The following is a 22,734-nucleotide window of genomic DNA, read 5'->3' as shown; positions in this document are numbered from 1 at the left end:
CAGCGGCCTCATCCGCGGGCCGCCGTACAGGAGTTCGTGAAGACAGCGCCTCTGCGGGACACCGCGCAGGGACATGCGTACCGGGTTTCAAACCAAGCAGGAGGATCCCAGCAGTGCTTTGAGGTCGCCGAAAAGCGCCGGGCTCGGTGTGACGCGGTGTCGGTCGAGACGCAGCACCGTTGTCTTCTGTCGGCCTTGGACCTTGATGCGTACTTCGCTGTTGCCGCGATGGTGGCTGAGGATCTCCCCGAGTCGGGTGACCAAGGGCGGGGTCACCCGGTTCTCGAGAATGCTGAGGATCACTGGGGCATCGATGCCTGCGTTCGACAGGTCGGGGACCTGCATCTCCATGGCGACGAGCCGCGGCACCTCCTCGCGCTTGTCGAGGCGGCCCTTGACGAACACGACCGCGTCCTCGACGAGTTGGGTCGACACGAGCTGGTAGGACGCCGGGAAGAACATGCACTCGATGGAACCGGCGAGGTCCTCCACGGTGGCGATGGCCCAGGCGTTGCCCTGCTTGGTCATCTTGCGCTGCAGGCCGGAGATGATGCCGCCGATGGTGACGACCGCGCCGTCCGCGTGCTCGCCGCCGGTGAGCTGGGCGATGCCCGCGTCGGCCTTGTCGGCGAGCACGTGCTCCAGTCCGAAAAGGGGGTGGTCGGAGACGTAGAGGCCGAGCATCTCCCGCTCCTGGGCGAGGAGATAGGTCTTCTCCCACTCGTCGGTGGTGAACTCGACGTCGAGCCCGAAGCCCGGCTCGCTGCTCTCCTCCTCACCCATCCCGCCGAAGAGGTCGAACTGGCCCTCGGCCTCCTTGCGCTTGACCGCGACCACGTTGTCGATCATCGAGTCGAAGTGCGCGGTGAGGCCCTTGCGGGTGTGCCCCATCGTGTCGAAGGCGCCCGCCTTGATCAGCGACTCCGTGGTGCGCTTGTTGCAGGCGACGGCCTCGACCTTGTCGAGGTAGTCGGGGAAGGAGGCGTACTTCCCCTTGGCCTTGCGGCTGCGGATGATCGACTCGACCACGTTGGTGCCGACGTTGCGCACGGCTTCGAGGCCGAACAGGATGACGTCGTCGCCCTGGGCGGCGAAGTTGTGCTCCGACTCGTTGACGTTCGGCGGGAGCACCTTGATGCCCATGCGGCGGCACTCGTTGAGGTAGACGGCCGACTTGTCCTTGTCGTCCTTGACCGAGGTGAGCAGCGCCGCCATGTACTCGGCCGGGTAGTTGGCCTTGAGGTACGCGGTCCAGTAGGAGACGAGGCCGTACGCGGCGGAGTGGGCCTTGTTGAAGGCGTAGCCGGCGAAGGGCACCAGGACGTCCCACAGGGCCTGGATGGCCTCGTCGCTGTAGCCGTTCTTCTTGGCACCGGCCTGGAAGATGGTGAAGTTCTTCGCCAGCTCGTCGGGCTTCTTCTTGCCCATCACGCGGCGGAGGATGTCGGCCTCGCCGAGCGAGTAGCCCGCGATGATCTGGGCGGCCTTCTGCACCTGCTCCTGGTAGACGATCAGGCCGTAGGTGACCGACAGCACCTCCCGGAGCGGCTCCTCCAGCTCCTTGTGGATCGGGGTGATCTCCTGGCGGCCGTTCTTGCGCTCCGCGTAGTTGATGTGCGAGTTCATGCCCATCGGGCCCGGCCGGTAGAGGGCCGAGACGGCGGAGATGTCCTCGAAGTTGTCGGGCTGCATCTGGCGGAGCAGCGAGCGCATCGGGCCGCCGTCGAACTGGAAGACGCCGAGGGTGTCACCGCGGCAGAGCAGTTCGAAGGTCTTGGGGTCGTCCAGCGGAAGCGCGAGCATCTCCAGGTCGATGCCCTTGTTGGCCTTCACCATCTTGATGGCGTCGTCCATGATGGTGAGGTTGCGCAGGCCCAGGAAGTCCATCTTCAGCAGGCCGAGCGACTCGCACTGCGGGTAGTCCCACTGCGTGATGGTCACGCCGTCGGTGTGCCGCGTCCAGAGCGGGGCGTGGTCGACGATGGGTTCGCTGGACATGATCACGCCGGCCGCGTGCACGCCCATCTGCCGCACGAGGCCCTCGACGCCCTTGGCGGTGTCGATGACCTTCTTCACGTCCGGCTCGTTCTCGTACATCGCGCGGATCTCGCCGGCCTCGTTGTAGCGCGGGTGCGAGGGGTTGGTGATGCCGTCGAGGTCGATGCCCTTGCCGAGGACGTCGGCGGGCATGGCCTTGGTGAGCCGGTCGCCCATGGCGTACGGGTAGCCCAGCACGCGCGCGGAGTCCTTGATGGCGTTCTTCGCCTTGATCTTGCCGTAGGTGCCGATCATGGCGACCTTGTCGGCGCCGTACTTCTCGGTGACGTACCGGATCACCTCGACGCGCCTGCGCTCGTCGAAGTCGATGTCGACGTCGGGCATCGAGACGCGCTCGGGGTTGAGGAACCGCTCGAAGATCAGTCCGTGCGGGATCGGGTCGAGGTCGGTGATGCCCATGGCGTACGCGACGATCGAGCCGGCGGCGGAGCCGCGGCCGGGGCCGACGGCGATGCCCTGCTTCTTGGCCCACATGATGAAGTCGGCGACCACGAGGAAGTAGCCCGGGAAGCCCATCGAGATGATGGTGTCCATCTCGTACTCGACCTGCTTCATGCGGTCGTCCGGGATGCCGTCCGGGAAGCGGCGGTGCATCCCGCGCATGGTCTCCTCGCGGAACCAGGTGACCTCGGTGAAGCCCTCGGGGATGTCGAACTTCGGCATGAGGTCGCGCTTCTCGAACATGCCGGAGGTGTCGACCATGTCGGCGATCAGCCGGGTGTTGTCGCAGCCTTCACGCCAGACGTCTGAGTTGACCAGGGCGTACATCTCGTCGGTCGACTTCAGGTAATAGCCCCCTCCCGCCAGTCTGAAGCGGTCGGGGTCCGAGAGGTTCTTGCCGGTCTGGATGCACAGCAGCGCGTCGTGGGCGGTCGCCTCGTGCGCGTAGGTGTAGTGCGAGTCGTTCGTCACCAGCGGCGGGAGGCCGAGTTTCTTGCCGACCCGGAGCAGGTCGTCGCGGACTCGGTGTTCGAGGTCGAGGTCGTGCTCCATCAGCTCCAGAAAGAAGCGGTCCTTGCCGAAGATGTCCTGGTAGTCAGCGGCTGCCTGGAGCGCCTCGTCGAACTGCCCCAGGCGCAGCCGGGTCTGGACCTCTCCGGAGGGGCACCCGGTGGAGGCCACGATGCCCTCCGACCACTGGGCGAGGACCTCCTTGTCCATCCGCGGCCATTTCTGCAGCCAGCCCTCCGCGTACGCGTCCGAGGAGAGCTTGAACAGGTTGTGCAGGCCGGTCTTGTTCGTCGCCCACATGGTCAGGTGGGTGTAGGAGCCACCACCGGACACGTCGTCCCGCTTCTGGTGCGGCTGGCCCCACTTGATCTTCCGCTTGTTGCGGCGGGACTCCGGCGCCACATACGCCTCCATCCCGATGATCGGCGTGACGCCCGCCTTCTGAGCGGAGTGGAAGAAGTCGTACGCCCCGTGGAGGTTGCCGTGGTCGGTCATCGCGATGTGCGTCATGCCCATCTCGTTGCTGACCTTGAACATGTCGTTCAGCCGCGCGGCGCCGTCCAGCATCGAGTACTGGGTGTGGACGTGCAGATGTGTGAATGGCGGCTTTGTCACGGCTTTGGCCTCCAGGTGCGAGGGGGACTGTTGAGGGGAGTCCCGATAGGCTAGCTGCAACCGGTGGGCGGGCGCATTGCTGTTGGAGGTGGCGTCCGGGTCACGTCCGGGGCCAGGTGCTGGTGCTGGCGGTGCAACAGGGAGGCCAACACGTCGGGCTCTTGGTCGATTTTGCGTCAAACGCCACACACGAGCACGGCGTTTGAGGCTTTTGTCGCCCTTGGTCTTGGAAGGCCGACCTGAAGGCGTCATTGCCGCAGGCCTCGGCGGGGTGCACCATGCGGTCGCTACTACGATCGATGCAGCTACCAACGAAAGGCGCGGGGGGCAGGATGTAGACGTTTCACCAGTACGGAAACGTGAAGAAGATGCAGGCGCTCAGCAATCACAACTGGGACTACGCCCGGGAGGAAGGCGTCCACGGATGCGTGCTGGAGCCGAGCAGCGGAGGGCTGCTGCGCACGCCCGACGACAGAAGTATCGTCAATATGTCGTCCTACTCATATCTGGGACTTGACGAACACCCCAAAATCATTGCGGCGGCCGCTGCTGCCGTTCAGCGCACCGGGGTCCTCAACAGCTCGCTGTCGCGCGTGAGGATGACCATGCCGCTCCTCGAGGAGGCCGAAGCCGAGCTGAGCGACCTGTTCGATGCGGATACCGGGACCATCAACTCGTGTGCGGCGGCGGCCTGGGCGACCTTGCCCGTTCTGGCTTCGGGTCTGCTGACAGGGGAGAATCCTCCCGTTGTCGTCTTCGACGAGAGGGCGCACTTCTGCATGCTGGCGCTGAAGGCGGCCTGTGCTGACGAGACGCAGGTTATGACCGTGTTGCACAACGACATGGAAGCCCTCGAGGAGATATGCCGCGAGCATGAGGCCGTTGCATACATATGTGATTCTGTTTACAGCACCGGTGGGACCGTCGCGCCCATCCGCGAACTCATGCGTCTTCAGGCGGAGTGCGGATTGTTCCTGTACTTCGACGAAGCCCACAGCACGTCGGTAGTGGGGGCAAACGGGCGCGGCCACGCCCTGGACGTGATGGGTTCGACCAACGAGCGCACGATGATCATTACCTCGCTGAACAAGGGATTCGGAGCCGCGGGGAGAGCCATTGAGCCTTTGCCAGTAATGGATCACGACGGTGTGTGATTGTTCAGATGGTGCGGTCGTACTCGAGCTGGAGCAGGACGAGGGCCGCGGCGGCGATCTTCGTGATGCGGCTGGGGTCGAAGCTGACCCTGCGCAGTGCCTTGAAGGTGGTCTTGAGCAGGGAGTTGGCGCGCTCGCAGACGCCGTGGATGCCGCGGATGACCTTGTTGTACGTCTGCTGGGCCTCGGTCAGCTCGCCTCCGGCGGGCTTCTTGTGCGGGTGCCGGAAGCCGTCGCCGACGTTCTCGTAGCCGAGGTCGACCAGGGTCGGCATGTCCAGCTCGGCCGCGATGCGGTTGAGTGCTTCGACCAGCCCGTGGTGGCGGGCGCAGGTGGTGTCGTGTTCCCGGCCCGGCCGTACGGGCGAGACCCAGATCGGCCAGCCGTCCGGGGTAGCGATGACCTGCACGTTCCCGCCATGGTGCTTGTGTTTTCCGGACCACCAGAGGTCTGCGCCGTTGGGGCCCGGGGCGGCGACGCGGTCGGTACGGATGACCGTACCGTCGAGGTGCAGATGCGTCAGCCCGGCTGCCTTCGCGCGCTCCAGCGCGGTGGACAGGTCCGGTGCGCCGGCGGCCAGGACGGCCAGTACCTCGTGGAGGTAGCGGTATGCAGTTGAGGTCGACAGGCCATCTGAAGACCGAGGGCCCGTGTCTCGTCGTCCTGTGCAACCCGCACAATCCGACAGGGTCCGTTCTGAAGGAGGGTGAGCTAGTACAGCTGGCGGAGCTGGTGCGCAGGCACGGCGGCATGGTGATCAGTGACGAGGTCCATGCCCCGTTGGCCTACCCCTCCGCCACGCACCTCCCCTTCGCCTCGCTGCCTGGTGAAACAGCGTCGAGCATCACTTTCACGATCACCTCGGCGTCCAAGGCATGGAACATCTCCGGCATCAAGTGTGCAGAAGTGATCCTGCCGCACCGGAACGCCGTGGCAGCATGGGATGGCTCCGAGATGCTGCGCTCGACGTCGAACTCAACCTCCACCCTGGGGGCTGTCGCGGCGATGGCCGCGTATCTCGACGGCGCAGAGTGGCTGGATTCGGTGATCGACTATCTAGCCGGAAACCGCGACGTCGTCAGCCTCTTCGCCCGCACCGAGCTGCCCGTCATCGGCTACGTCGAGCCAGAGGCTTCGTACCTGTCGTGGCTGGAACTGCCTGAGTGGCTCGGCCAGGGCAACGCAGGCCCTGCGGAGTTCATCTCGCGGGCAGCCAGAGTGTCGGCCATGGAGGGTGCCGACTTCGGGCCGGTCAGCAAGGACTTCGTCCGGCTGGGCTTCGCAACCTCATGGCCCGTTCTCCTCCAGGCGCTCGACCGGATAGCCGACGCGATAAGGGGAGGCCCAGTGAAGTAACCCGACGCCGCGAGCTTCGGGCGCAGCGGCACCCCCGCTACGCACAGGGAACGACCGCCCCTCTCCCGCGTCCACGCCTGCCGCGCCGCGGGCCCGGCGAGGACGCAGCCGGGCGCTCGTGACGGGGGCGGGTCAAGACGGAAGATTTCAAGTCCAGTGAGACGGTCGTGATGCTATGAGGTTTGTGGTGCGGGTTCGCGGCGCTTGGACGGGTCGTTGATCCAGGCCGTCTGGGGTATCTCGGGTGGTCGGGGGCGGCGGCCGAAGCGTTCGGGGTGGCGGGCGTATGCCTCGGCGAGGGTGACCGCGCGCTGGTCGCGGACCTCCTCGGCGGTCCCGAAGTGGACGGAGGCGGGTGTGTGCCAGCCGATGCCCGAGTGCCGGTGCTCGTGGTTGTAGTACGCGATGAAGGCGTCGAACCATTCGCGGGCGTGGGCCAGCGAGTCGAACCGTTCGGGATAGTCCGACATGTACTTCGTGGTCTTGAACTGGGCCTCGCTGTAGGGGTTGTCGTTGGAGACCTTCGGCCGCGAGTGCGACCTTGTCACCCCGAGGTCGATCAGCAGCTGGGAGACCTTCTTGCTCGTCATCGAGGTGCCGCGGTCGGCGTGCACGGTCTCGGGCACGATCCCGTTGCGGACGATGGTCTCGCGGATCAACTCCTCGGCCCGTTCGGCCGATTCAGCGGCCTCGACGGTGTGGCCGACGATGTAGCGGCTGAAGATGTCGATGATGACGTAGGCGTGATACCAGATGCCCTTTGCCGGTCCGGCCGCCTTGGTGATGTCCCAGGTGAACACCTGCGACGGGGCGGTGGCCACCAGCTCGGGCACCGCCTGGGCGGGGTGGGTGGCCTGTCTTCGGCGCTCGCCGGACTGGCCCTTCTCGCGCAGGATCCGGTACATCGTGGAGACCGAGCAGTGGTAGCGCCCGGCATCCAGCTCGCGGGCCCAGATCTGCGCGGGCGCCAGTTCGGCGTACTCGTCGCTGTTCATCAACTCCATTACCGCAGACCGTTCTTCGGCCGTCAGGGCCGAGGGCTGGACCTGCGGCTTGCGGGGCCGGCGTGGTGGCGCCGGACGCAGCCGGCGGTAGTGGGTGGCCCGCGAGCGGCCGGTCAGCCGGCACGCCGCAGTCACACCCAGCACGCCCTCGACGCCGGTGAACGCGTCATCGGCCACCGGGGTGACGGCAGCGTTCAGTCCGCGCCCTCGGAGATCATTTCCAAGAGCGCGGAAGCTTTTCCCATAACCTCCAGCGCGGCCTTGTTCCGCGCCAGTTCCTTCTCCAGACGCTCCACCTGGCGGCGCAGTTTCTCGTTCTCCGCCTCGGCAGCAGACTTCTTCGGCCTCGCCGGGCCGGTACGCTGGTCGACCAGCTTCTCCAGAGCCCCGGCATCCCGCGCGGCCCGCCACTCCTTCACATGCGAGTGGTACAGCCGCTCGCGGCGCAGGACCGCGCCCTTCTCGTTCTGCGGGGCGGCGTCGTACTCGGCCACGATCCGCAGCTTGTACTCCGGGCTGAAAGTGCGGCGCTTCGGCCGGGGAGCCGGGTCGGATCCGGCGGACTTGCTGCTGGTCATGAGGGGGTGGTTCTCCTGTCGTGCCCTCTCAGGCTAACCCGCCGAAGCGGGACGTCTCACCCAAGGCTGACAGAGAGGGAGAGACCGCTGGGCATCCCGCTACAGGCCGGCGAAGAGCGTATTCGCGCGGCGGCGGCCGCCCGGATCGGCTGTCGGGGGCCCCGCAGCCGCGCTCCGAGCGCCACACGGAACCTGGCCATGCCTGGAGAACGAAGGGATAGAACAATCAGCGAAGACAGGGCTAGCGAGACAGACGTGACCGCGCAGACCACCAGCAAAAGAGCCTGGGCGACGGTCGCGGTTCTCTGCGTGTGATGTCGAGCTGCTGCAGCGGGCCGGCCGACTCCCTCACATGCAGCACTTATGTAGTGACCAAACCTTGCAAGTCGCAAATGAGGAGAAGAATGGACCACCATCTGTCCCCCGAGCACGAGGAACTCCGCAGCACGATCGAGGCGTTCGCGCACGACGTCGTTGCCCCCAAGATCGGCGACTACTACGAGCGCCACGAGTTCCCGTACGAGATCGTCCGCGAGATGGGCCGCATGGGCCTGTTCGGCCTGCCCTTCCCCGAGGAGTACGGCGGCATGGGCGGTGACTATCTCGCGCTCGGCATCGCGCTCGAAGAGCTGGCGCGGGTCGACTCCTCCGTGGCGATCACACTGGAAGCGGGTGTCTCGCTGGGCGCCATGCCGATACACCTCTTCGGCACGGACGAGCAGAAGCAGGAGTGGCTGCCCCGGCTCTGTTCCGGTGAACTGCTCGGTGCCTTCGGTCTGACCGAGCCGGACGGCGGCTCGGACGCGGGCGGCACCCGCACGACCGCGGTGCGGGACGGCGACGAGTGGGTGATCAACGGCTCCAAGTGCTTCATCACCAACTCCGGTACGGACATCACGGGCCTGGTCACGGTCACCGCCGTCACCGGCCGCAAGCCGGACGGCCGTCCGCTGATCTCCTCGATCATCGTGCCGTCGGGGACGCCCGGGTTCACGGTCGCGGCGCCGTACTCGAAGGTCGGCTGGAGCGCCTCGGACACGCGCGAGCTCTCCTTCTCGGACGTGCGGGTCCCGGCGGCGAACCTCCTCGGTGAAGAGGGTCGAGGATATGCCCAGTTCCTCCGGATTCTCGACGAGGGCCGGGTCGCCATCTCCGCGCTAGCGACGGGTCTCGCGCAGGGTTGCGTGGACGAGTCCGTGAAGTACGCCAAGGAGCGGCACGCCTTCGGGAAGCCGATCGGGGCGAACCAAGCGATTCAGTTCAAGATCGCCGACATGGAGATGCGGGCGCACATGGCACGGGTCGGCTGGCGGGACGCGGCGTCGCGCCTCATCGGCGGGGAGCCCTTCAAGAAGGAGGCGGCGATCGCGAAGCTCTACTCCTCCACGGTCGCCGTCGACAACGCCCGCGAGGCCACGCAGATCCACGGCGGCTACGGCTTCATGAACGAGTATCCGGTGGCCCGGATGTGGCGGGACTCCAAGATCCTGGAGATCGGCGAGGGCACCAGCGAGGTGCAGCGCATGCTGATCGCCAGGGAGCTGGGCTTCGTCGGGTGACGCCGACCCCCGGGGTTCCATTCACGTCGCCTTCGCCAACGGGAGCGGCAACGATCAGTAGTTAGATGGGGGCTTCGGTCCGGGGTTGAACAGGAGTACTGGAAAGTGCTCCTGTTTCGCCCCTTCCTCGGCGGGCGGACGCCGTCTGCGGACTGTGGCAGCGGGGCCAAGGGGCGCTAGTGGCGGTCCCTAGTGCTCTGACCGCATGGGTTCGCCGGGTTGGCGGTCGTGGCGGTTGGATGTGCGGTGACGCAGGTCGGCTTCCCCCTGCGCAGTGAGCGAGAGGAGCTGGCCGGGCCGGTACACGTTCTCGGTGATGTCCTGATGCAGTAGCCCGTCGGCGACCAGCCGCTGCACGGTCTGTGGGAAGACCGCCGGGTCCTGCCACTGGGCCCTCTCCCGCGAGATGTACGGGTCCTCGCCGATCGCGTTGCGGCGAAAGCGAACACCTCCGGCCGCAACCACTTCGAGGGCTACCAGCCCGCGCTCCCCGGCAACGGCCCAGTCGTCGTCCCGGTGGGGCCTCGTCTCCTGGCCCGGCCCATGGCTCTTGTTGCTCGCGTGTTGAGCAGGCTCGGGCGAGGAAAGAAGCCGGCGGTAGGCGGACAGGGACTCGACGAGCTGGCTGTATGCCCGGTCCTGCTGGGCCAGGCCGTCTCCGAGGTCCGGGAGAGATGTGCGCAGCAGCGCGTATGAGACCTGGGCTCGGCCGACTTCACCGCGACCAGTGCCTTCGAGCAGCCGCTGAGCGCGCTGGACCGCGTTGAGCACGCTCTCGTGTCGCTCGTCCAGCGCCGCTGCGGCTTCGATGACGCGTGTAGCGGCCTGGTGCAGCGGCTCCTCCGGACCATGTGCGAGGGCGTGCACGCTGACATCCCCGACACCGAGCACTTCGACGACGAGATAAGGCCCAGGGTGTGTGTCTGCGTCGTACGGGTTCACTCCGTCGTCTCCATCCGGGCGAGCAGGGAGCGGACCAGAGCGGGCAGGCTCCCGGGATCGTTGTCGAGCCGAGGGCGGTCGCTCACTTCGCTGAGGAGATCGGCGTCATCGAGCAGGCCGCTGGAGATCTCCATGCAGGCGTCGGTGATCCGGGCGGCGGCGAGCAGCGACTGGGAGAGAACCTCGACGTAGTCGTCCGGCGCGAGGCCGGCGGCCTCGGCTGCGTTGCGGACCGCCTCCAACTCAAGTGCGTTGAAGGCGAAGTCGAACTCGTCGTCCCGCTCAGTACCACCGGGCGCGGCGGCGATCGGGGCGCGTGGCTCCGTGGGTATGCCCACGCGGGTACAGATCTCGTCGACCGAGGAGGTCAGCTCGGCGAACGACTCGGTGAGCCACCCCAGCGCGGAGGCGTAGGAGGCCAGAGCGAACAGGCCCGCCGAACCAGCAGGGCGTGGCTCTATGGCCACGAAGCCCTCGAACCGGTCGTTCAGCTCGGTGATCACGCGGGGCCCAGCGGCCAGCGGACCCAAGACGGGATGCAGGTAGGAGCGGGCGGCGGCCGTCGGGTACTCGGCGGCAGGGATGCCGCCGACGTTCTGAGCGGCCTCGGTGAGGAGATTCGCCAGCTCTGAACGGGTGAGCGCAGTACGGTCGTTGGTCATCGCTGGGCGACCTTTCGAGAAGCAGTGGCCGAGGGCGGCGCTGGTGACGGGGCAGCCGCGCGGCCCGTTGTCGGCCGTTCGGTGGTGAGCGTCGAGCGAGACCGGGCGGCCTGCACGCGGGCCTCCGTGGCGGAGTGCGGGCCGACCCCTTGCTGGGGCTCGGTCCGTAGGTGGGCCGCGCGGTAGACCGCGTAGTCCTTCCGGCTGCCAGCCGCCACGAGGTAGATCTCGCGCTTGTGGGTCGAGGTCGGTGGCGCTTGGCGGAACTGGATGACCAGCCGGTAAGAGACCTCCGGGTCGACGTACACCTTGTGGAAGCCGGCGAGGCGGCCCTTCAACGGCAAGCAGTCGTCGCTTCCGTGGACCAGGTTCTGCAGCTCCAGCAAGGCCAAATCGCGCATCTCAGACGGGAGTTCCCGCAGGTCGGCAATGGCGTCAGGATGCGCGGCGAAGGCGAAGCGGGCGCGGCTCACAGCAGCCTCCCCTGGACCGCACGCTGGACCGGTACCGCCGCTGTCGCACGGGGCGCGTCGAGCCCGGTCTGCGGTGTCGGAGAGGTGCCGGCGGACCGGGAAAGGGCGACGCGGGCGATGCGGGCCCGGACGACAGCACCGTTGTGGTCGCTGTACTCCGGAGGCTCGGGCAGCGGTTCACTGCGCTCGTCCAGCCAGGTCTGGGCGACGCCGACGTCGGGGAAGGCGCCTTCGCGCATCGTGTACGTGCCGGCGCCGTGGTTCCACTCCTCGTAGAAGAGGCGAACCGGTGCCTGGGCGGCCTGGGAGTCGTTGACGAGTGTCCACGCCTCGCTGGGGTTGTCGTCAGAGGTGTAGGTGTCGAGGACCTCGTAGCGGGTGCCCGACTTGTGGATCTGCTGTTCCACCTGGAGGGTGAGGTCGTCGGCGGGCTCGATGTAGTCGCCACCGTGCAGTGCGATCCGTTCGAGCGGGCAGCCGCGTTCTGCCAGCCAGTTCTGTGCGAAGGACGCCGTGGCGTGGTGACTAGTCTCGAACGTGAACGTGGACTGCCGCAGATCCCGAGCGACCGCGATCGCAACGAGCTGTGGCTCGCCGGGTATCCCCCAGGTGACCGATCGGTCGTGGGCGAGGACGAAGCTGTGCGAACCGTTGGGCGTGGTGTGGTTCTGGGACAGCACCGTCAGGTCGCCAGTCCAGAGGGCCTCCATCGCCTCCTCGGAGTCGTCGTCGACCGGCGAGAGATCGTCAAGGCCGAAGTCGAGGCTGTCGTTCACGCCGTCACCCCCGCCTGCTCGGGCGCCGGGGTGGCCAGCACCCGGTGATTGGGGCGAGTTGCGCTGGTCGTGCAGGCCGCGAACGGTCCGTCGGGCGCACGCAGGTGCGCCAGGGTTTGGTCCAGGTGGTCGCGGTGCCAGGTCGAGGGGCCGGACAGGCCAGCCTCCGTGTCGGTGAACTGCTGCCAGGCGAGCCAGAGTGCGTGGAGCCGGGCGACGGCCTCGGGGTGTTCGTGCCAGTGCGCGCACCAGGGACGGCTCGTGCTGATCTCCCGGCCGTACACCGGCAGGAAGAGGTAGTTCACCCAGTCGCTGAGGGCAGCGAGTTCGACGGCGTACTCCTTGCCGCCCAGGGCGAGGATGAACACCGAGGCGGGGCCGTCGGGCTTCTTCCCGTCAGCCGCCTCGGCTTCCGGAGCGCCGTCCGGCGGCTGGATGGCGCCGGGGTCGGGCTCGGAGCCGAGGCGGTCGAGGATGACGCCGTGCTGCCTGACCTCGGCCATGGTCTTGGCGAGGGTGCTGGCGAGGTCGTCGAGGTCTGCGTCGGGGACGCGGTACGGCTCGGGGCCGGGGGAGGTCGGGCTGGTGTCGGCCATGGGGGTGTGCTCCATCTGTGAGACGGCGACATGCCCGAGAGGATCCGGAGAATCAGCGGTTTGGTCCGGCCGGAAAATCGCGGTAGTGGAGCGCTATCGGTCGGCGCAGCGGGGACAGCGGGGGAAGGGTGGTGCCAGCAACTGCAAGGCGCGAAGCCTGTTGTGGGACGACGCCGTTGCCGAGCGCGGTGAGTTGCGCTGGACGGCCGAGCCCCGGAGTCGCGGTGACCCAGCCGGCGTCGAGGCCCTGCATCCACTCCACGAAGTCCGCGCGGAGCCGACCGGCGCCGTCCGTGAGGGCCGGGGCCGGGCGGGTGAGGCTCTCCCATCGGGTGATGGCGGATCCGTACGCTCCCCATCGCCGGTCCGCGCCCCCGCCTCCGGCGTCTCCTCCGCCCAGAGGGGCAGGACCACCGCCGACAAGGGAGGCCGCCATCCCTCCCCGGGGCGGCGGCCCGGGGTGCCCGTGTCGCTGGCCCTCGGCGTCGGCAACAGAGACGCAGCCGCACTGGGCAGGGTCATGTCGCCATTGCCGTGCCGCTGGTTCGGCGAACCCTTGATTCCGTCCGACGCCTTCGGGGTCGGCAGCAGCAGCCACTCGACCTCGTCGGCCAGGTTCGGACCGTGCCCCCCGCTCTTCCGCTTCGATGGATGCTGGCTGCCGCCGTTCTTCCCGATGTTGCTGGTCGGCGTCTTCAGCAGGGTGCCCGGCGGGCCATGCGGCGAGGAAGGTCCGCTCGCGGCGGTGCGGGGCCCCGACGTCGGAGGCGCGAAGCACGAGCCACTTCGCGTCGTACCGGAGGTCGGCCAGGGATCCGAGTACGGCACCGAGTGCCCGCAGAGCAGGCTGACCTGCGGTGTCTCCCAGACACCACGGGCAGGGTTCCACGTCGCCAGGGGAACCGGCGGGGGAGGTGAGGAGGCCGCGCACATTCTCGATCACAACCAGGCAGGGTCGGAGGGCTGCGACCGCACGGGCGACGTGCAGCCAGAGCCCGGAGCGGGTCTGGGCGTTGAGTCCGGCCCGGCGGCCGGCGACCGAGACGTCTTTGACAGGGGAAGCCGGCCGTCAGGACGCACACCCGGGGGACGGTGGACCAGTCGACGGCGGTGATATCGCCCAGGTTCGGGACGCCGGGCCAGTGGCGGGCCAGGATGCGTGAGGCGTTCGGTTCGACCTCGGCATGCCAGGCGAGCGTGCCGCCGAGCGCGGACTGCACGCCCAGGTCGAGGCCGCCGTACCCCGAGCAGAGAGACCCGATCAACGGGGTGGCGAGGCTCGGGGTCGTGGCACGTAGGTCCGGCGCGGCTGCGGAGATGGGGTAGATCAAGGCGAGTTCCAGGGGCAGAAGAGGCTGGTGGGGAGGGGGCCTCACGGGTGGCCGCGCGAGGGTGGTCGGGCTGCTGACAGCGTGGGGAGACGGCTGGCCGGGGCTGGGGGTGACGCGCCTGGGCGGGGTGTGCTGCGGGCGCGGGCGGCCTTCACTCGGTCGGGCGGCGGCTCGGCCAACGTGCACCTCCAGCGGACCCCGAGCGCCTGGAGCCTGGGAGACCTCAGCGTCAGTTGGCCCGGGGCCGGCACCGTCGTGGCACCGCTGCTGGGCGAGCAGTACGTCTTCGTCGTCGGCAGCCTGGGCCGCAGCGAGGCCATCGAGCTGGGCGACCCCGAGCCGGGCACCTACGAGAGCCGCCTGCAGGACCGCGTCAACGGTTGGGGCGTGGCCCCCACGGGCACGGTCGCCTCCGCCCGGTGCCGGACGGACGCCACCCCGCAGCAGGGCTACTACCCGCTTGACCATGCCACCCTGGCCACATCCGACGCGGTCCTGCACGTCAGCGACGGCACCACCGTCACCCGGGCCGGGAACCGCCCGCGCGTACTCGCCGGTGCGGGGAGCGGGCACTGACAGAGACGGGAAGGAATCGGCGGGCTCCCTTGGCGCCGGAGATTAGATTCGCCGTCGATCAGGGAGCCTTCCGAAGGAGCTGACTGAGCTTGAACACTGTTCCGGCACTGTTCGAGTCAACCGTCGCCCTACGGGGCGACGAGCCGGCCCTCATCGACGGGCAGGGCACCCTCGCGTACGCGGAGCTGAACACCCGGAGCAACCGGCTCGCCCGCAGGCTCATAGCGCACGGTGTCGGTCCCGACTCGCTCGTCGCGGTCGCGATGCCGAAGTCGAGCGAACTGATCGTGGCGATCATGTCGGTGCTCAAGGCCGGCGGCGCCTACCTCCCGCTCGACCCGGGCTATCCGGCGGAACGCCTGTCGTTCATGCTGTCCGACGCGCGGCCGGCCCTGCTGCTGCGGTCCTCCGCGGTGGCGCCCCTCGGCGAGGGTCCGGAGGAACTCGTCCTCGATGACCCGGCGTTCCGCGCCGCGTGCGCGGCTCTGCCGGGGCACGACATCACCCAGCACGAGCGCCACGCCGTACTGCGCCCCGACCACCTGATGTACGTCATCTACACGTCGGGATCGACAGAAACGCCCAAGGGTGTCGCCGTACCGCACAGCGGCGCGCGGGACATGGCGGCCACCCAGGCGGCCGTTCTGCGGGCGGGCCCGGGCGACCGAGTGCTCCAGTGGGCGTCCATCAGTTTCGACGCCGCCTTCTGGGACGTGTCCCTCGCGCTGCTGTCCGGGGCGGCCCTCGTGATGGTGCCCGCCGACGAGCTGCTGCCGGGCCACCCGCTGTGGACCACCTTGTTCAAGTACGGCATCACGCACGCGGTACTGCCCCCGGTGGCTCTTAGCGAGACCGATGCCGAGGACGTCCTGCTCGGCGGAACCGTCATGTCCACGGGGGACAGCTGTACGCCGACGCTGGTGCGCAAGTGGTCACGGGAGCGGCGGATGTTCAACGGTTACGGTCCGACCGAGGTGACCGTCGGGGCGACGATCGGCGGGCCGGTGCACGGCGCCGGTGACGTCGGGATCGGCATGCCGTGGATCGGCAACGAGGTGTACGTGCTCGACGAGCGCCTGCGCCCGGTGCCGCCCGGCACGGAGGGCGAACTGTACATCGCGGGCAGCGGGCTGGCGCGCGGCTATCTCCACCGGTTTCGGTCGACCGCGGCGAAGTTCGTGGCCGACCCGTTCGGGTCGCCCGGCAGCCGGATGTACCGCACGGGCGACCGGGGCCGCAGGGCGGAGGACGGCGATCTTTTCTTCGCGGGCCGCGTGGACGGCCAGGTGAAGCTGCGCGGCTTCCGCGTCGAACTCGGTGAGATCGAGACCCGGCTCGCCGCCCATCCGGCGGTGGAAGTCGCCGTCGCCGTGGTGCGGGGCGAGCTCGCCGACGCGCATGTCGTCGCCTACGTCACCACCACGGCGACGGTAGGGCCGGACGACCTGCGCGCCCATGCCGCCCAGTCACTGCCCGCGCACATGGTGCCCGCACACGTCATGGTGCTGGACCGCTTCCCGACGCTGGCCAACGGCAAGATCGACCGGGCGGCCCTTCCGCAGCCGAACGCGGGGGCGGACGGACAGCCGCACGGCGGGCGGGCGCCGGATGCCGTCGAGCCGGACAACTGCGCGGCCGTGATCTGCGCGATTGTGCGGGACATTATCGGGATCCAGGAGGCGAGGGTCGCCGACAACTTCTTCCAGCTCGGCGGGCACTCCGTACAGGCGACCAGGCTGACCGCCCGGATCCGTGAGCGGTTCGAGATCGCGCGGCCGATCCGGACGGTGCTGGAGGCGGCGACGATAGGCGAGCTGGCCGTGGCCGTCGAGAGCCGGCTGCCCGACTGACGGCCGTCAGCGGAAGGCGACCGGCAGGCCGGCGTAGCCGTTCAGGAAGTTGGAGTAGATCGGTGTGGGCTCGCCGCACACCTCGATCTCGGTGACCGACCCGGTGAGCGCGCTCAGCAGTGCGCGCAGCTCCGCCCGGCCGAGGAACGCGCCGACGCAGAAGTGCGGGCCGTGGCCGAAGGAGAGGTGCTTGTTGGGCGTGCGGGCCGGGTCGAACCGGCGCGGCTGGTCGAACACCTCCTCGTCGTTGTTGGCTGAGGTGTTCCACAGCGTCACGATGTCGCCCGCGCGCACCCGTCGGCCGCCGATCTCCATGTCCCGGATGGCGGTGCGGGCAAAGTGCATGGCGGGCGTGGCCCAGCGCAGCACCTCCTCGACCGCCGTGTCGATCGTGACCGTCCCTGCGCGCAGCGCCCGCCACTGGTCGGGGTGCTCGGCGAACGTCTTCACGGCGCAGATCGCGGACACCCGGGAGGACTCGTCGCCGCCGAGCACGAGGCTATAGCAGTTGAGCGCGACCTCCTCCAGCGTGAGCGGGCGGTCTCCCACCTCTGCCGTGGCGATCATGCTGACGACGTCGTCGCCGGGGTCGCCGCGGCGGTGCTGAGCGAGGTCCATGAAGTAGCCGACGATCTCGTTCCGGGCCTCCAGCGAGTCCAGCCGGTCGGACTCGGCGTCGTCCGAGGAGAGGGCCAGCTTGTTCCAGCGCAGCAGCTTCTCGCGGTCCGCCTCGGGAATGGAGAGCAGATCGCAGATCGTCTGCATCGGAATGTGCTCGGCGACCTCCGTCGCGAAGTCGAACTCGCCCTGCCGGGCGAGGTTCCTGACGAGCAGTGAGGCCCGTTCCCGTACCCTCTGTTCGACCGCGCCGAGGACGCGTGGGGAGAACGCGCGCAGCATCAGGTTGCGCAGCTCGCGGTGGCGGGGCCGGTCGGTGACCGCGAGCATCTTGCCGCCCGCCGAGTCACCGCCGCTCAGCAGCACCTCCAGCACGGTCCCACGAGCGGAACTCAGGGAACGTACGTCGGCGTAGCAGGCCAGCACGTCGGCGTGGCGGGAAACGACCCAGAAACCGGGGTTCCCCTCGTGCCAGTACACAGGTCGGGACGTCCGAACCTGGCGCCAGAACTCGTGTGCGTCGTGCCGTACGAAGGCGGTCGCATCGGTCAGGTCTAGCTCGGTCGGGGTGGTCATGCCGGAATCGTGACAACGCCGGCGCTGGCAACGAAAATTTCTTGCGCAGGTCTTTCTCCGTGAATGAGAGGCGAAAGATTGCTGATCAGGCGGTTCCTTTCCGTGCCATTCTCAGGAATACCGATCGTCGGAGGCGCCGGATCGTCCGGCGGAGGCCGGTCGATCACCTATCGCGAGGAGGCGGCGCCTTGAGCCCTCTGACGTACGCGGAATATCTCCGAATGGAGACTCTGCTTTCGCTCCAGGAGCCTCGGACCCCACCCACGTCCAGCCGCGCGGTCGTCCTCGCGGAGCAGTTCTTCATTATCACCCACCAGTCGTGCGAGCTGTGGCTGAAGCAACTGGGGTCCGATCTGGACGCCGCCGCCGAAGCTCTCGTGCCGCCCTGCGACCCACACGATCTGGAGCTGGGACTGGAATTCCTGCTGCGGGCTGGCGAGGTGGTACGCGTACTGCAACAGCAGATTCTGGTGCTGGAGAAACTGCCACTGCGCTATTTCGCCGAGTTTCGGCCCTATCTGGGCACGGCGAGCGGCGCGCAGTCCGCGCAGTTCCGGCGGCTGACCACGCTGCTGGGCAACCACCATCACCAGGGCACCCTCTACGACGCGTTCGCGGCGGCGGCCGAGTACCACGGGCAGTCCGTGCACGACGTCTGTCGGCTCGGTGCGGAGTCCGGGGTGCTCCACCGCCTCGCGGAAGCGCTGGTGGACGTGGGGAACGGGTACTGGCACTGGAAAATGGCACACCTCGCGCTGGTGTCGAAGATGGTCGGGGAGGAGGGTGGGACCGGCGGGTCCAGCGGTGTCGAGTTTCTTGCCCGCCGGGTCACCAGGCCCTTTCCCGAGCTTCGCCGACTGCGCGGAAAGGTGCACCACTCGTAGCCGTCGTCCGTCGGCTAGCCGACCTCGGTCTCCAGTACATAACCGCGGCCCCAGGCCGTCCGGATGACCAGGTCGGTCGGTAAGAGGCGGCGGCGGAGCCGCATGATGTGGAGGTCGAGCGAGTTTCTCGTCGGCCTCTGCACGCGTTCCGCCAGCCGTTGAGTGAGTTCGTGCCGGTACACCACCTCCCCGTAGTGCTCGATGAACAGTTCCATCAACTCTGTCTGGACATTCGAGACGGTGATCGAGTGCGGACCGAAAGTGAGCGTCCCGGCGGAGTCGAGAGTCGGTGTCTGCCGATGGTCCAGCCGGTTCTGGAGCGCCCTGACCCGGGCGTCGAGGTCGGCCCTGGCGATGGGTGCGCGAACCCAGTCCTCGAAGGGATCGTTGCAGACCGGTGGACGGGCCCCCGCCTCGACTACCAGGAGTCGGGGGACGCCGTCCCTCTTACATCGGTTCCGAAGGTCTGTTTGTGCCGGCCATCGGACGAACATGACATCGCTGCTTATGCCTGCCACAGCGCGCGCCTCCCCGCATACGCACAATGATGGTCACTGCCGCCGCCTGCCCATTGCGTCCTGACGTCAGCCAAGCAGGCGTGGAGAATGGGCCGCAGGCCGTGGTGGCTTGGTTCGGTTGCTACGGCCTGCTGCCCACGGGAGGCGCGGTTCCGGTGGTTTCCGGAGCCGCGCCTCTTCGTGCGGCCCTAGTCGTTCATCGCCTCCTGGAGACTGCGCGGCCGCATGTCGGTCCAGTGCTCCTCCACGTAGGCGACGCTCTCCGCCCTCGCGGCCGGACCGAAGACGCTGCGCCAGCCCGCGGGCACCTCGGCGAAGGCCGGCCAGAGCGAGTGCTGCTCCTCGTCGTTGACCAGCACGTGGAACCGGCCGTCCTCGTCATCGAACGGATTTGTGCTCACCTGTGTCCTCCCGAATCGATTTTCCATCAGTCGCGGCTCTGGTCAGGAGTTACCGCGCCGCCCCCAGGATCCGGTTGATGGCGCGGCTGATCTCGGCGGCGTTGCGCGGCCAGTACATCTCATTGTGCGCGCAGGCGAGGTCGATGCGCTGCACACGGCCGTCAACGTGCTCCTGCCAGAGCACGTCCAGTTCCTCTTCCAGTTCCCGCTTGTCGTGGGTCTCCGGATCGAGGAGCGCGTTGAAGAAGACGATGTCGCCGCGGAAGCGCGGTGAGGCGAACCGCCGCATCTGGTCCATCTGCTTGATGAAGATCGAGGAGGCGGTCGCGACCAACGACGGATACTCCTCCATCCCGGCCAGGTGTCCCATGTAGTTGGCGAGGAAGCGACGGACCATGGCCTCGTCGAGGGCCTCCAGGTCGGTGAAGTGGCTGGAAGGCGCGGCGTCCAGCAGCGCCAGGAGTGCCACCTCGTGTCCGCGCCGCTGGAGTTCGGTCGCCATGGCGTGCGCGAGGGTGCCGCCGAAGGACCAGCCCAGCAGGTAGTAGGGACCGTTCGGTTGGACCTCGAGCACCTGCCCGATGTAGTCCTCGACCATCTCGTCGATGGAGTCGGCCGGCGGGGTGGTCCCGTCGAAGCCGCGCGCCTGGATGCCGTACAGAGGCCAGTCCGGGTCCAGGTAGCGGGCGAAACCGAGGTAGGGCCAGCTCAGCCCGCCGCCCGGGTGCAGCCACCACAGAGGGGGCCGGTGCCCCTCGGTGCGGATCGGCAGCAGAACGGCGAACGGGTCCTCGATGTCGGCCTCGGTGTCGGCGGACAACTGCGGTGCCAGTTCGGCCACGGTCGGATACTGGAAGACCGTGCGGATCGGGACGTCCACGCCCAGCTTCTCGTGGATCCGCCAGACCAGACGCGTCAGTCGCAGGGAGTGGCCGCCGGAGGCGAAGAAGTCGTCGTCGATGCCGATCCGGTCCAGGCCCAGCACCTCGGCGAAGAGCGCGGCGAGTTCCTCCTCGCGCGGGGTGCGCGGGGAGCGGTGTTCCCCGCTGACCGGGTCCGGCTCGGGGAGCGCAGCCCGGTCCACCTTGCCGTTCTCGGTGAGCGGCAGCCGATCCAGGAAGACGATCTCGGCGGGCATCATGAATTCCGGGAGTCGGCCGGCGAGCCGCTCACGCAGCAGGGAGGGCAGCCGGGAGGCGCGGCGGGAGACCGCGGGGACGTTCGCCAGCCGGGCCGAGGGGGCGTCGGCGGGCCGGTAGAGGCCGTCGCAGCAGACGGCGTCGACGTCGGGTAGGACGGCCGCCTCGAAGCAGTCACTCGCCCGGGCCGACCAGGTGCAGTACACCGCGAGGCCGCGCCGGGCGCCCCATGCCTCCAGTTCGGCGGGGTCGAGGGTGCCGCCCAGTTCGGCGGGGGCACCCCACTCGGCGGCTTCGCCGGCCAGACGGGCGTTGGGGACGCCGGTCAGTCGGAGCCGACCGCCGTGCCGGGCCAACGCGTCTTCCAGGTCGGCCAGTTCCCGGACGTCCGCCGCCCACACCGCCTCGGGCAGGTCGCCGAGGTCCAGCGGCTTCGCCGGCGCCTTGTGCAGCACGACCTCGTAGCGGTGGCGGGTCAGCTCGTCGTGGTGGGCGCCCTGTTTGAGGCGGATGTCGGTGGCGACGGCGTCCGGCCGGGCCTCGGCCCAGCGGGCGAAGAAGCCCGGGTCGACGACGAGTTCCTTCTCGGCGAGCACCGCGCGTTCCACGGCGGCCTGCACGGCGGCCGGGCCGTCGGCGGGCTGTCGGCAGCGGTGGACCGCCGCGGCGAACGTGCGCAGGGTCCGGTGGTTGCGGACATCGCCGAGCACGACGCGCCCGCCGGGTGCGAGCCGGTCCATCGCGAGATCGAGCACCCGGGTGAGGTAGTCGGCGTCCGGGAAGTACTGCACGACCGAGTTGAGGATCACCGTGTCGAAGTACCCGTCGGGCAGACCGTCGGCGTCGTCGGCGGGCTGGCAGCGCAGGGTCACCTTGTCCGACAGGCGCCGGTCGGTGCCGGTCTGGGCGCGGAGCCGTTCGATGACAGGTGCCGAGAAGTCAGTGCCCCAGTACTCCTCGGCCTCCGGTGCGAGGGGGCCGAGCAGCAGGCCGGAGCCGACGCCGATCTCCAGCACCCGGCGCGGGCGCAGGGACCGCACCCGCCCCAGCACGGCCTCGCGCCAGGACCGCATCTCCGGCAGCGGGATGGGGCGGCCGGTGTAGGAGCTGTTCCAGCCGGTGAAGTCCTCGCCAACCGTGTCGTTGCCGACTTCCGTCTCGCCGTACATGGTGTCGTAGATCTCGCGCCACTCGCCGACCTGTTCGGCGGCGTCACGGCCGGTGGACTCGGAGCCGTCGGGCACCACGTAGGCGACCAGGCGGCGTTCGCCGAGCCGGTCCCGGCGCACGGCGACCACCGCGTTCGCCACGCCGTCCTGTTCGCGCAGCACCGCCTCCAGCTCGCCCGGCTCGACGCGGTAGCGTCCTCCCCGCCGACGCGGGGGTGTTCCGCGGTGGTTCATGGCGGAGACCTACAAGGTTCTGTCCTCCCCGCCGACGCGGGGGTGTTCCGCTTCCGCGTGCTCCAAGAGTGCCCCAACTTCCGTCCTCCCCGCCGACGCGGGGGTGTTCCGCCAGGTGATCTCTTTGCGGGCAACGTGGTGCCGTCCTCCCCGCCGACGCGGGGGTGTTCCGGTGATCGGCGAGGGCAAGGAACTGCGGCTGCTGTCCTCCCCGCCGACGCGGGGGTGTTCCCTACTGTGCCGCGTCGGCGGCGACCATCACCCCGTCCTCCCCGCCGACGCGGGGGTGTTCCGGCCAACGGGACCTACACCATCACCGCGGGCACGTCCTCCCCGCCGACGCGGGGGTGTTCCGTGACCGGTGCCGGCGGAGGCCCGCTCGCCGTGGTCCTCCCCGCCGACGCGGGGGTGTTCCGCAGAGGAGCGGGGCGTTGTCGTTCACGCGACGGTCCTCCCCGCCGACGCGGGGGTGTTCCGATGATCAGACCGTCCTGGCATGGAACGTCTTCGTCCTCCCCGCCGACGCGGGGGTGTTCCGCACGGCGAGCCCATCACCCTGTGGATCCGCGAGTCCTCCCCGCCGACGCGGGGGTGTTCCGACGTTGGCGGAGACTGCGGCGCTGATGCAGCAGTCCTCCCCGCCGACGCGGGGGTGTTCCGGTGCGGAGGGTGCGGACTTCGCCGCGGCTGATGTCCTCCCCGCCGACGCGGGGG

Annotated in this window: 18 protein-coding genes, 3 pseudogenes and 1 CRISPR repeat array (1 of these 22 running past the window's edge); of the genes and pseudogenes, 6 read left to right on the top strand and 15 right to left on the bottom strand. The window is 68.7% G+C overall.

Annotated elements, in window-relative coordinates; translation table 11 throughout:
* Positions 1 to 87 precede the first annotated feature (87 nt).
* Complete coding sequence (gene dnaE, locus V4Y04_RS02930; RefSeq protein ID WP_332425607.1) at positions 88 to 3,624, bottom strand: DNA polymerase III subunit alpha; 3,537 nt, start codon at positions 3,622 to 3,624, stop codon at positions 88 to 90.
* Between the two features lie 368 nt (positions 3,625 to 3,992).
* Between dnaE and V4Y04_RS02925 the strand changes: the two genes are divergently transcribed.
* Positions 3,993 to 4,778, top strand: coding sequence for an aminotransferase class I/II-fold pyridoxal phosphate-dependent enzyme (locus V4Y04_RS02925; protein WP_332432687.1), 786 nt, complete (start codon positions 3,993 to 3,995; stop codon positions 4,776 to 4,778).
* Positions 4,779 to 4,782: 4 nt separating this feature from the next.
* On the opposite strand, the pseudogene V4Y04_RS02920 reads toward V4Y04_RS02925, so the two are convergent.
* A pseudogene (locus V4Y04_RS02920) lies at positions 4,783 to 5,412 on the bottom strand (HARBI1 family protein); the annotation flags it as partial.
* Between V4Y04_RS02920 and V4Y04_RS02915 the strand changes: the two are divergent.
* Positions 5,388 to 6,134 carry an aminotransferase class I/II-fold pyridoxal phosphate-dependent enzyme gene (locus V4Y04_RS02915; protein WP_332425605.1) on the top strand — a complete coding sequence of 249 codons (747 nt, stop codon included), beginning with the start codon at positions 5,388 to 5,390 and terminating at the stop codon, positions 6,132 to 6,134. The pseudogene V4Y04_RS02920 and the gene V4Y04_RS02915 overlap by 25 nt on opposite strands.
* A 173-nt stretch (positions 6,135 to 6,307) precedes the next feature.
* On the opposite strand, the gene V4Y04_RS02910 is transcribed toward V4Y04_RS02915, so the two are convergent.
* Both V4Y04_RS02910 and V4Y04_RS02905 read right to left on the bottom strand, forming a co-directional pair.
* Positions 6,308 to 7,315, bottom strand: coding sequence for an IS3 family transposase (locus tag V4Y04_RS02910; protein ID WP_332425518.1), 1,008 nt, complete (start codon positions 7,313 to 7,315; stop codon positions 6,308 to 6,310).
* A gap of 17 nt (positions 7,316 to 7,332) precedes the next feature.
* Positions 7,333 to 7,716, bottom strand: coding sequence for a transposase (locus V4Y04_RS02905; RefSeq protein WP_109383656.1), 384 nt, complete (start codon positions 7,714 to 7,716; stop codon positions 7,333 to 7,335).
* 404 nt (positions 7,717 to 8,120) lie between these two features.
* Here V4Y04_RS02905 and V4Y04_RS02900 point away from each other — a divergent pair, with 404 nt between their 5' ends.
* Positions 8,121 to 9,275, top strand: coding sequence for an acyl-CoA dehydrogenase family protein (locus V4Y04_RS02900; protein WP_332425603.1), 1,155 nt, complete (start codon positions 8,121 to 8,123; stop codon positions 9,273 to 9,275).
* Positions 9,276 to 9,464: 189 nt separating this feature from the next.
* Here V4Y04_RS02900 and V4Y04_RS02895 read toward each other — a convergent pair whose 3' ends face one another.
* From V4Y04_RS02895 to V4Y04_RS02865, 7 genes and pseudogenes are all read right to left on the bottom strand, one after another.
* Positions 9,465 to 10,217, bottom strand: a complete 753-nt coding sequence (locus V4Y04_RS02895; protein WP_332425601.1) for a large ATP-binding protein — start codon at positions 10,215 to 10,217, stop codon at positions 9,465 to 9,467.
* Positions 10,214 to 10,879: a hypothetical protein gene (locus V4Y04_RS02890; protein WP_332425599.1), complete on the bottom strand. Its 666-nt coding sequence runs from the start codon at positions 10,877 to 10,879 to the stop codon at positions 10,214 to 10,216. Before V4Y04_RS02890 ends, V4Y04_RS02895 begins: the two co-directional genes overlap by 4 nt.
* Positions 10,876 to 11,352 carry a hypothetical protein gene (locus V4Y04_RS02885; protein ID WP_332425598.1) on the bottom strand — a complete coding sequence of 159 codons (477 nt, stop codon included), beginning with the start codon at positions 11,350 to 11,352 and terminating at the stop codon, positions 10,876 to 10,878. The genes V4Y04_RS02890 and V4Y04_RS02885 overlap by 4 nt, the downstream gene beginning before the upstream one ends.
* A complete protein-coding gene (locus V4Y04_RS02880; protein WP_332425597.1) occupies positions 11,349 to 12,128 on the bottom strand; it encodes a glycosyl hydrolase in 780 nt (259 codons plus the stop codon). The genes V4Y04_RS02885 and V4Y04_RS02880 overlap by 4 nt, the downstream gene beginning before the upstream one ends.
* Complete coding sequence (locus V4Y04_RS02875) at positions 12,125 to 12,724, bottom strand: DUF4913 domain-containing protein (RefSeq protein ID WP_332425596.1); 600 nt, start codon at positions 12,722 to 12,724, stop codon at positions 12,125 to 12,127. Before V4Y04_RS02875 ends, V4Y04_RS02880 begins: the two co-directional genes overlap by 4 nt.
* Positions 12,725 to 12,776: 52 nt before the next feature.
* Positions 12,777 to 13,721: pseudogene (locus tag V4Y04_RS02870) on the bottom strand (DNA cytosine methyltransferase); the annotation flags it as partial.
* 121 nt (positions 13,722 to 13,842) lie between these two features.
* Positions 13,843 to 13,944 (bottom strand): annotated as a pseudogene (locus tag V4Y04_RS02865) (DNA cytosine methyltransferase); the annotation flags it as partial.
* 192 nt (positions 13,945 to 14,136) lie between these two features.
* On the opposite strand from V4Y04_RS02865, the gene V4Y04_RS02860 reads away from it, so the two are divergent.
* Both V4Y04_RS02860 and V4Y04_RS02855 read left to right on the top strand, forming a co-directional pair.
* The gene (locus V4Y04_RS02860; RefSeq protein WP_332425595.1) at positions 14,137 to 14,631 is read left to right on the top strand and encodes a hypothetical protein; all 495 of its coding nucleotides are present in this window, start codon (positions 14,137 to 14,139) and stop codon (positions 14,629 to 14,631) included.
* Positions 14,632 to 14,720: 89 nt separating this feature from the next.
* Entirely contained in the window at positions 14,721 to 16,481 is a 1,761-nt protein-coding gene (locus V4Y04_RS02855; RefSeq protein ID WP_332425594.1) for a non-ribosomal peptide synthetase, read from the top strand.
* 6 nt (positions 16,482 to 16,487) lie between these two features.
* Here the strand turns inward: V4Y04_RS02855 and V4Y04_RS02850 are convergent, their stop codons facing one another.
* Positions 16,488 to 17,675 carry a cytochrome P450 gene (locus V4Y04_RS02850; protein ID WP_332425593.1) on the bottom strand — a complete coding sequence of 396 codons (1,188 nt, stop codon included), beginning with the start codon at positions 17,673 to 17,675 and terminating at the stop codon, positions 16,488 to 16,490.
* On the opposite strand from V4Y04_RS02850, the gene V4Y04_RS02845 reads away from it, so the two are divergent.
* Positions 17,615 to 18,559 carry a tryptophan 2,3-dioxygenase family protein gene (locus V4Y04_RS02845; protein ID WP_332425592.1) on the top strand — a complete coding sequence of 315 codons (945 nt, stop codon included), beginning with the start codon at positions 17,615 to 17,617 and terminating at the stop codon, positions 18,557 to 18,559. The two genes, V4Y04_RS02850 and V4Y04_RS02845, sit on opposite strands and share 61 nt — an antisense overlap.
* A 14-nt stretch (positions 18,560 to 18,573) precedes the next feature.
* Here V4Y04_RS02845 and V4Y04_RS02840 read toward each other — a convergent pair whose 3' ends face one another.
* From V4Y04_RS02840 to V4Y04_RS02830, 3 genes are all read right to left on the bottom strand, one after another.
* A complete protein-coding gene (locus V4Y04_RS02840; protein ID WP_332425591.1) occupies positions 18,574 to 19,077 on the bottom strand; it encodes a winged helix-turn-helix domain-containing protein in 504 nt (167 codons plus the stop codon).
* A gap of 188 nt (positions 19,078 to 19,265) precedes the next feature.
* Entirely contained in the window at positions 19,266 to 19,478 is a 213-nt protein-coding gene (locus tag V4Y04_RS02835) for an MbtH family protein (protein WP_332425590.1), read from the bottom strand.
* Positions 19,479 to 19,527: 49 nt separating this feature from the next.
* The gene (locus V4Y04_RS02830) at positions 19,528 to 21,948 is read right to left on the bottom strand and encodes an alpha/beta fold hydrolase (RefSeq protein ID WP_332425588.1); all 2,421 of its coding nucleotides are present in this window, start codon (positions 21,946 to 21,948) and stop codon (positions 19,528 to 19,530) included.
* Between the two features lie 32 nt (positions 21,949 to 21,980).
* Positions 21,981 to 22,734: a CRISPR direct-repeat array (repeat unit 29 nt; unit sequence GTCCTCCCCGCCGACGCGGGGGTGTTCCG) (it continues 374 nt past the right edge of the window).

It is taken from the genome of Streptomyces sp. P9-A2, assembly GCF_036634175.1.
Lineage (GTDB): Bacteria > Actinomycetota > Actinomycetes > Streptomycetales > Streptomycetaceae > Streptomyces > Streptomyces pratens.
This window is presented reverse-complemented; position numbering and strand designations above follow the sequence as displayed.